Origin of the sequence: Actinomyces sp. oral taxon 849 str. F0330, from assembly GCF_000239715.1 — a bacterium.
Lineage (GTDB): Bacteria > Actinomycetota > Actinomycetes > Actinomycetales > Actinomycetaceae > Actinomyces > Actinomyces johnsonii.
Genome location: NZ_JH470353.1, coordinates 159,152 through 168,095, shown reverse-complemented (window position 1 = coordinate 168,095; position 8,944 = coordinate 159,152). Strand labels below are relative to the sequence as shown.

Genomic DNA, 8,944 nt, shown 5'->3' with positions numbered 1-8,944 from the left:
TGGCCGCCCGGCGCGCCGAGCTCATCGAGGTCGCCGGCTCCGAGGCTGGCAAGACCATCGACCAGTCCGACCCGGAGGTCAGCGAGGCCATCGACTTCTGCCACCACTACGCCGAGTCCTCCCTGCTCCTGCACGATAGCGAGCACATGGTCGGGGCGCGCTTCGCCCCGGTGGACGTCACCGTGGTGGCCTCCCCTTGGAACTTCCCGCTGGCCATCCCCACCGGGGGCGTGGCCGCGGCCCTGGCGGCAGGCAGCGCCGTCATCCTCAAGCCCGCCCCGCCCGCCAGGCGCTGCGCGGCCGAGCTCGTGCGCGCCTTCCATGACGCCGGGATCCCCGAGGACCTCGTGGTGCTCGCCCCACTGGAGGACGGCGACGTCTCGCGCCACCTGGTGACCCACAAGGACGTCGACCGCGTGGTTCTCACCGGCTCCTACGACACCGCCCGCCTCTTCCGCTCCTGGAAGCCGGATATGCACCTGCTGGGGGAGACCAGCGGCAAGAACGCCATCATCGTCACCCCCTCGGCCGACCCCGATATCGCCGTGCGCGACGCCGTCTACTCGGCCTTCGCCCACGCCGGTCAGAAGTGCTCGGCCTCCTCCCTGCTGGTCCTGGTCTCCTCGGCCAGCACCTCCGAGCGCATCGCCCGCCAGCTCGTGGACGCCACCGCCTCCCTGCGGGTGCGCCTGCCGCTGTCCCTGGACTCCCAGATGGGGCCCGTCGTCGTGCCCGACGACGAGAAGGCCGTGCGCGGCCTGACCACCCTGGGATCGGGCGAGCACTGGGTCCTCAAGCCCCGCTACCTGGGGGACGGGCTATGGACGCCCGGCATCCGGGCCGGGGTCGTGCCCGGCAGCGAGTTCCACCTCACCGAATACTTCGCCCCCGTCATCGGCATCATGCGCGTGGACACGCTTCAGGAGGCCATCGAGGCGGTCAATGCCGTCGACTACGGGCTCACCTCCGGGCTGCAGACCTTGGACGCCACCGAGCTGGCGATCTGGCTCGAGGGAGTCCAGGCCGGCAACCTCTACGTCAACCGCGGGATCACCGGGGCGATCGTGCGCCGCCAGCCCTTCGGCGGCTGGAAGCGCTCGGCCATCGGCTCCACCATCAAGGCGGGCGGCCCCTCCTACCTGCTGGGGCTGGGGGAGGTCGAGCCCGCCCGCGGCAAGGACAAGGGGGAGCCCGGTGGCCCGGGCGAGCAGGGGACCTCCGCCCTCGACCCGCGTGTGGCCAGCCTCTGCGACGCCGTCAGCGGTCAGCTGGACGCCGCCGATCTGGCCGAGCTGCGCCGCGCCATGGTGGCCGACGCCTCCGCCTGGAGAGCCGGTTACGGCGCCAACCGCGACGTGACGGGCCTGGCCTGCGAACGAAACATCCTGCGCTACCGGGCGGTCGATGTCGTCGTGCGCGCCGGGCAGGGAACCGCCCTGGCCGACCTCGTACGCGTCATGGCGGCCGGGGTGCGCGCCGGCGGCTTCATCAGCCTGTCGGTTGCGGACCGGTTGCCCCAGCCGTTGCAGAACGCGCTGCTGGCCGCAGGCGTCCAGGTGGCGGTCGAGGATCAGGGTGCCTGGGACGCTCGCCTGGCCGAGCTGTCCGCCTCCGGCGGACTGGGTACGCGCGTGCGCGTCATAGGTCCGCGTGAGCAGACCTCAGCCGCCCGCTGGAGCCACGCCAGCCGGGTCACCGGTGGGAGCCCCGATATCGCCCTGTACACGGGCGCCGTGACGGCCTGCCCGCACTCCGAGCTGCTGCCCTTCCTGCGCGAGCAGGCGGTGGCCATCACCAACCACCGCTTCGGCACCCCTCTCGACCTGGCCGAAGGCCTCCTGTAGGCCGGCCGGCGCCGCGGCGCCGGATCGGGACCGAGTGGTAGAGCCGGTTACCGTGTGGTGCCCTCCCCGTTCCGGGGAGGGCACCACACGGCTTCCATATCGCAAGGGATCAGGGTGGACGGGACGGGGACAGGACTCAGGCGTCCTGCGGTAACGCCTTGGCTGGATCGGGCATCGTCACCGAGGCGATGCCGGCGAGTCCGTATGCCACGATAGGCACCCGCAGAGCGGTTGTGACGGCGTCGCGGGCGTCGGCCGTGTCCTGAAGGATTCCGAAGAACACTGCCCCGGCAAGAGCGACTCCGAGCACCATACCGATCTGACCGAAGGTGGTCAGGGTGCCGGATGCCGCTCCGGCGTCCTGGGTGGGCACCGACTCAAGCGTGATACTCGTCAGCGGCATGATGAGGGTCATCAGCCCGGCTCCCGTCAGCGCCAGCGGGGCGGTGAGGTCCCAGCCCGTCAGGGACGCTCCGGCGGTCCAGATCGTCCACAAGACCCAGGTCAGCGCAGCTGCTTGCACTAGCCCGCCGAGCAGCACGGCCCACTTGCCGATCCGCCTCGTGGCGAGGATCGCCAAGGGTGTGGCCACCATGGAGCCCAGTGCGAAAGGCAGAAGCGTGAGCCCTGCCGCCAATGCGGTGAAGCCGAGTGCGCTCTGAACGTAGTACAGCAGGATGAGCACGTACCCGCCGTTGCCGATCGACGAGAGCACCTGCACCAGTTGTCCGCTCGCAAAGCCTCGATCGCGAAACAGTGGGAGCGGCAGCAGTGGGGATCCGTGAGCCTTGAGCATGCGCCTCTGCTGCCACGTGAATGCGGCGATGACGAGGGGAGCCGCTGTCAGCATGGCCCAGATCCACCATGCCCACCCCGCGGCGCGGCCGTCGGTGAGCGGGAAGACGACCAGGAAGACGCCGAGACCGCCCAGCAGCACCCCGACCAGATCGGGCTTGAGCGGATGTTCCGAACGACTCCTCGGTACGAACAGGAGCGCCGCAGCGACAAGCACGACTCCGACCGGCACGTTGACGAGGAAGATGCTGCGCCAGCCCATACCAAGAAGGTCGGCCGTGACGAGCCAGCCGCCGAGGATCAGTCCCCCGATGGCCCCCAGCGAGCTCAGCGCTCCAATGATGCCCAGGACGGGGGCGCGCTCCTCCGGCGCGAACATCACCTGCACGCTGGAGAGCACCTGGGGCACCATGATGCCGGCGAACCCGCCCTGGAGCACGCGGGCCGTGACGAGCAGGTCGCCTGTCTGCGACAGCGCCGCCCCGAGGGAGGCGAGGGTGAATCCCACGATCCCGATCACGAAGATGCGCCGGTGCCCGAAGATATCGCCCAGCCGTCCGCCCGTGAGAAGCAGCGTCGCGAACGCGATGACGTAACCGGCGAGAGTCCACTCCAGCTGTTCCGGTGTCGCATGGAGGTCCTTGCCGATCGTGGGCAGTGCGACGTTGGTGATCGTCGAGTCCATCAGATCCATGAACGTGGCCACCATGAGCACGGTAGTGGCGACGGCGCGTGACCTTGTGGCGCCTCGGTCCGGGGAGCTTTCCTCGTTCTTCATGCTGTTGTCCTCTCATGACTCTGAAATGTGTACGCCGTACACGTTGATCATGAGTACACTGTACGCATGTGTTGTGGTCGGAGCAATCCGATCCCCAGTGGACGAGGAGGGAAAGTGGCGCACACCGATCCGGACGCCCCGCCCAAGTGGGTGCGGTGGCTCTGGGAAGTCGATGCATCCGAAGCGGCGGAAGAACGGGAGGGGGGCAAAGGGCTGGACATCGGCAAGATCGTCCGTGCGGGTGTCGCGCTCGCGGACGATGAAGGCCTGGAAGGCGTGTCGGTGCGCAAGCTCGCCCAGCGCCTAGACGTGAGCACGATGGCGGCGTACCGGCACATCAGCTCCCGGGACGAGGTCATCGCCGCCATGGTCGATGTCGCCTTCGGGCCGCCTCCGGTCCTTTCGGATCTTTCTGAGGGCTGGTCGGGCGGACTGCGCCGCTGGGCGCTGGCTGTCTACGCCCGCTATGACGCGCACCCCTGGCTCCTGGACGCCCCGGTCCACGGCATGCCAACCGGGCCGCATCGTCTGCGATGGATGGAAGTAGTCCTTCGGGTGCTCGCCGGTGCGGGGCTCGAGCTGCAGGAGCGGCTCAATGCTGCGCTGCTCATCGACGGACATGTGCGCACCGTCGCCGCGCTGAAGCGCTCTCTGGCGACCGCGGTGCACGATGCGCGCCGCGGTGCATCCGCGAACTGGCTCCTGACCCGCCTCGAAGCCGACGGCCTGGCCACCATGGCGCAGGTGCTCAAGGCCGGAGCTCTCGATGATGGGCAGGGGTACGAGCTCGACTACGGCCTCGATCGGATCATCGCTGGAATCGAGGCCGATAGCACCTCAGGTGACGGCCGGTCCGCGGGGTAGAGCGTGAGGGCGGGGGCGGTGCCTCACGTCAGTCGGGGGAACTCCTCAAGGGAGAAAACCGACTCCACGGGCACGTCGAAGTAGCGGGCGATGCGCAGGGCCAGGTGCAGCGAGGGCGCATACTCGCCGCGCTCGAGGTAGCCCACCGTCTGGTAGTGGACGCCGAGTGCCTCGGCGAGCCCGCGGCGGCTTACCCGGCGGTCGGCGCGCAGGACCGCGATCCGGTTGTGGACGACGTCGTCGGACATCGTCACAGGCCGGTCTGGGAACGGATGGTGGACTGCATGCGCGCCAGAGTACCGATCGTCTCCTTGCGGAAGCTGTGCCGCACGACGAACGAGGCCCCTGCGAAGCCGAGAACTGTCCATGCCGCCAGGACCCCGACGGCGAGCGCCGGGGAGAAGGCTCGGCCCACCTCCCACGAGGGATCGCCCACCAGCGCCCAGCGCGTCAGGTGCCCCGACCAGTACGTGGGCAGCGCCAGCTGAACCGCCTGCACCCAGGAGGGGAGGCGGTCCATGGGCATGAAGAAACCGCTCGTTCCGACGAGGGCGAAGATGGGCAGGTAGGAGACCATGAAGCTGTAGACGCCGCGGACGAAGGCGCCCACGAGGAAGCCCAGTGGGGCCGTCGCAACGGCCGACAGCACCATGAGCGGCAGACAGGCCAGTACCTGGGACGGGCTCAGAGGCAGGGCTTCGACGAACAGAGCCCCGCCGAGAAGAATGGCTCCCTGGAACGCGACGGTCTGAGTGATCGAGGACATCGTCTTACCGATCGCCCACGTCAGTGGGCCGTGGGGGAGAATGCGCACCCGCAGCAGGGCGCCGCCGATGCGGTCGGAGTAGGTCTCGCTGGCGATCTGGAAGGTGATGAAGCAGCTGATCGTGCCGATGCTGCTGGCGAGGAACATGGGGCCGAAGGTCGCGTGGGCCTCGGCGGTCGCCTGGGTGCTCCTGCTGGCCAGCACGATGGCGCTTGCGGATGCCAGCAGCGCGATGCTCGTTCCGACAAGGCCCGCTCGCAGGTCCGCGGCGGCCTGGCGACAGGCCGCGCGCAGGACGGCTTGGATGGTGTGGGCGGTCATGCGTGGGTCTCCTCACTGACGAGGGAGAGGTAGGTCTCTTCCAGGGTGGGGCGGGTGATGGTCAGCCCGGTGATGACGTCGAGGTCGAGCTCCTTGACGAAGCGTTCGGGGCAGTGGGTGGTGTGGACGTGGTGGGCGCCGTCCTGGATCCAGGTGACCTCGGCGCCGCGGTCGAGGCGCTCGCGCAGCGCCGTGACCGTGCCGTCGGCGATGATCCGCCCCTCGTTCATGATGAGCACGCGTGAGGCCAGGTGCTCGGCCTCGGCCAGGTCGTGGGTGGTCATGACGATGGTGGCGTCGTCGTCGACCCGGGCCAGGATGAGATCGTGCAGACGTGCCTTCGAGGCTGGGTCCAGGCCCGTGGTCGGCTCATCCAGGACGAGGAGCTCGGGCGCGGCTATGAGGGCGGCCGCGAAGTCGATGGTGCGTCGCTGCCCGCCGGAGAGCCGGGAAAGTCGGGAGTTGGCCTTCTCGCTGAGCCCGACGGCGTCGAGCACCTCCTCGACGCCGCTCACCCGGTTCGTCGCCGTCAGTTGGACCGAGCGGATCCACTCCAGCTGGTCCCTCACCCGCCACTTGGCGTGGTCGGTCCAACTCTGCTGCACCAGCCCGACTCGCGCCCAGAAGTCGGCGCCCGCCCGGCGCGGATCGGTGCCGAGCACACGGACCCTGCCGCTCGTCGGCGTCAGCGAACCCAGCAGGTTCTCCACGAGGGTCGTCTTGCCCACGCCGTTGGGGCCGAGCAGACAGACCACCTCGCCGACCTCGACCGACAGGTCGATGCCGCGCAGGACCGGGGCGTCCCCGTAGGAGAACTCGAGGTTCTCCGTCGTGATGACTGGAGGCATCGCACAAACCTTCCTCAGTAGAACAGCAACTGAATGTAGCAGACATGCTACATTATGGTGTTGGTGTTCGGTAGATCGAGGAACGTGCTGCGTGGTTGATCGCCTCGGAGTTTGTCTCATACTGCGGTCCCGCGTGGTCGCCTTACCTGACGACGGGGCGTCGTCGGGGTAGGGTCTACGTCGTGCGAGCGACTCCACGGCCTCAGGCCTGGCAGCGGGCAAGCCTCCTGCTTAGTCGCCGCGGCGGGGCCTGACAGGCCGGCACCCCGACCGCGGCTGACTCGTCCTGCTCGGCCACGTTCCCGACCGTTCCCCTTTTGCTTCCCCGGAGCCCTCACGGGCTCTCGCCGGAACCGCCGTCGGAACCACGAAGCACCTGAACCCAGGAGAACCCCGATGCGTAACGCCCGCCCCGCCCCCCAGCAGCCCTCCGGTATGCCGTTTGCCAAGTACCGGCCCTTCCTCGACATCGTCAGCATCGACCTGCCTGACCGCACCTGGCCGGACAACCGCATCACCACCGCCCCCCGCTGGCTGAGCACCGACCTGCGCGACGGCAACCAGTCCCTCATCGAGCCCATGGGCCCCCAGGCCAAGCGCGCCATCTTCGATCTCCTGGTGAACATGGGCTTCAAGGAGATCGAGATTGGCTTCCCCGCCGCCTCCCAGACCGACTTCGACTTCGTGCGCTCCCTGGTGGACGACGGCGCGATCCCCGAAGACGTCACCATCTCCGTGCTCACCCAGTCGCGGGGCGAGCTCATCGACCGCACCCTGGACGCCTGCATCGGCATCCCGCGGGCCACCGTCCACCTCTACAACGCCCTGTCGCCCCTGTTCCGCAACGTCGTCTTCCGTATGGACCGCGACCAGATCCGCGAGCTCGCCGTCGACGGCACCCGCCAGATCATGGCCCGCGCCGAGAAGGTCCTGGATGAGGACACGATCTTCGGCTTCGAGTACTCCCCGGAGATCTTCGTGGACACCGAGCTGGAATACAGCCTCGAGGTCTGCCGGGCCGTCATGGACGCCTGGGAGCCCGAGGGGGACCGCGAGATCATCCTCAACCTGCCCGCCACCGTCGAGCGCGCCACCCCCAATGTCTACGCCGACCAGATCGAGTGGATGAGCCGCCACCTGCCCCGGCGTGAGTCCGTGTGCCTGTCCCTGCACAACCACAACGACCGCGGCTCGGGCGTGGCCGCCGCTGAGCTCGGCCTCATGGCCGGCGCCGACCGCGTCGAGGGCTGCCTGTTCGGCCACGGCGAGCGCACCGGCAACGTGGACCTGGTGACCCTGGCCCTCAACCTCTTCAGCCAGGGCGTCGACCCCATGCTCGACCTGTCAGACATCGACGAGGTCCGCCGCACCGTCGAGCGGGCCACCGGCATGGACGTGCCCCCGCGCACCCCCTACGCAGGCGAGCTCGTCTACACCTCCTTCTCCGGCTCCCACCAGGACGCCATCAAGAAGGGTTTCGCCGCGCGCGCCAAGCAGGTCGACGCCAAGAAGGCCGAGGGACTCCCCAGCGCCGACGCCGAGACCGCCGTGCCGTGGTCCATGCCCTACCTGCCCATCGACCCCCACGATGTGGGCCGCTCCTACGAGGCGGTCGTGCGCGTCAACTCCCAGTCCGGCAAGGGCGGGGTCGCCTACCTGCTGGGCACCACCCGCAAGCTCGAACTGCCGCGCCGCCTCCAGATCGAGTTCTCCCGCATCGTCCAGCGCCACACCGACACCTACGGCGGCGAGGTCGACGGCGCCCGCCTGTGGTCGATCTTCGCCGACGAGTACCTGCCGGCCGCGGCCGCCCCTGAGGTCGAGCTCAGCCGTTGGGGCCGCTTCGAGCTGCGGGGGGCCACCCTGACCTCCACCGGCGACGACCAGGACTCCACCCTCACCATCACCCTCGTCGACGACGGCCAGGAGAAGCACCTGGCCGCCGCCGGCAACGGCCCCCTGGACGCCTTCGTCACCGCTCTAGAGAGCACGGGCCTGAGCGTGCGGATCCTGGACTACGTCGAGCACGCCCTGAGCGAGGGCCGCGACGCGAAGGCCGCCAGCTACGTCGAGTGCGAGATCGACGGCCAGATCCTGTGGGGCGTGGGCATCGACCCCTCCATCACGACCTCCTCCTTCAAGGCCGTCATCTCCGCCCTCAATCGCGCCCTGCGCTGAGGGGGCGTGAGAGACTGCCTCCGTGATGAGCAGGCTGTACCGGGACGAGGCGATCGTCCTGCGCACCTACAAGCTGGGCGAGGCCGACCGCATCATCGTGCTGCTCACCCGCCACCACGGGCAGGTGCGCGCCGTCGCCAAGGGCGTGCGCCGCACCGGCTCCCGCTTCGGTGCACGCCTGGAGCCCTTCTCCATGATCGACGTCCAGCTCCACGCCGGACGCAACCTCGACGTCGTCACCCAGGCCGAGATCATCGACCCCTTCGGCCGGCCCATCTGCGCCGACTACGCCATGTTCACCTGCGCCTCGACCATGGTGGAGACCGCCGAGCGCCTCAGCGCCGACGACGGGGACCTCGGCACCGAGGCCAGCCCCCAGCAGTACCTGCTGCTGGCCGGGGCCCTGGCCGCCATGTCGCACCGGCGCCACGCGCCCGGACTCATCCTGGACTCCTACCTGCTGCGCGCCCTGGCCCTGGGCGGCTGGGCGCCCTCGTGCTACGACTGCGCCCGGTGCGGCGCGCCCGGACCGCACCGGGCCTTCCACGTG

At 69.3% G+C, this 8,944-nt stretch carries 8 protein-coding genes; 4 read left to right on the top strand and 4 right to left on the bottom strand.

Annotation, left to right across the window (positions count from 1 at the left end; genetic code table 11):
• On the top strand, window positions 1–1,844 hold a 1,844-nt coding region (locus tag HMPREF0975_RS09365; RefSeq protein ID WP_009233912.1), incomplete at its 5' end, for an aldehyde dehydrogenase family protein.
• Window positions 1,845–1,980: 136 nt separating this feature from the next.
• On the opposite strand, the gene HMPREF0975_RS09360 is transcribed toward HMPREF0975_RS09365, so the two are convergent.
• Window positions 1,981–3,417 (bottom strand): MFS transporter, encoded by a 1,437-nt coding sequence (locus HMPREF0975_RS09360; protein ID WP_009233911.1) that lies wholly within the window; start codon window positions 3,415–3,417, stop codon window positions 1,981–1,983.
• Between the two features lie 114 nt (window positions 3,418–3,531).
• Here HMPREF0975_RS09360 and HMPREF0975_RS09355 point away from each other — a divergent pair, with 114 nt between their 5' ends.
• Window positions 3,532–4,281 carry a TetR/AcrR family transcriptional regulator gene (locus HMPREF0975_RS09355; RefSeq protein ID WP_009233910.1) on the top strand — a complete coding sequence of 250 codons (750 nt, stop codon included), beginning with the start codon at window positions 3,532–3,534 and terminating at the stop codon, window positions 4,279–4,281.
• Window positions 4,282–4,304: 23 nt separating this feature from the next.
• Here the strand turns inward: HMPREF0975_RS09355 and HMPREF0975_RS09350 are convergent, their stop codons facing one another.
• The 3 genes from HMPREF0975_RS09350 to HMPREF0975_RS09340 are packed head-to-tail and all read right to left on the bottom strand — an operon-like array spanning window position 4,305 to window position 6,216.
• A complete protein-coding gene (locus HMPREF0975_RS09350) occupies window positions 4,305–4,529 on the bottom strand; it encodes a helix-turn-helix transcriptional regulator (RefSeq protein ID WP_009233909.1) in 225 nt (74 codons plus the stop codon).
• Between the two features lie 2 nt (window positions 4,530–4,531).
• Entirely contained in the window at window positions 4,532–5,368 is an 837-nt protein-coding gene (locus HMPREF0975_RS09345) for an ABC transporter permease (protein WP_009233908.1), read from the bottom strand.
• Complete coding sequence (locus HMPREF0975_RS09340) at window positions 5,365–6,216, bottom strand: ABC transporter ATP-binding protein (RefSeq protein ID WP_009233907.1); 852 nt, start codon at window positions 6,214–6,216, stop codon at window positions 5,365–5,367. Before HMPREF0975_RS09340 ends, HMPREF0975_RS09345 begins: the two co-directional genes overlap by 4 nt.
• Before the next feature lie 396 nt (window positions 6,217–6,612).
• Between HMPREF0975_RS09340 and leuA the strand changes: the two genes are divergently transcribed.
• Complete coding sequence (gene leuA / locus HMPREF0975_RS09335) at window positions 6,613–8,394, top strand: 2-isopropylmalate synthase (protein ID WP_009233906.1); 1,782 nt, start codon at window positions 6,613–6,615, stop codon at window positions 8,392–8,394.
• A gap of 22 nt (window positions 8,395–8,416) precedes the next feature.
• The coding region (gene recO, locus HMPREF0975_RS09330) for a DNA repair protein RecO (protein WP_156808245.1) at window positions 8,417–8,944 on the top strand (528 nt) is incomplete at its 3' end.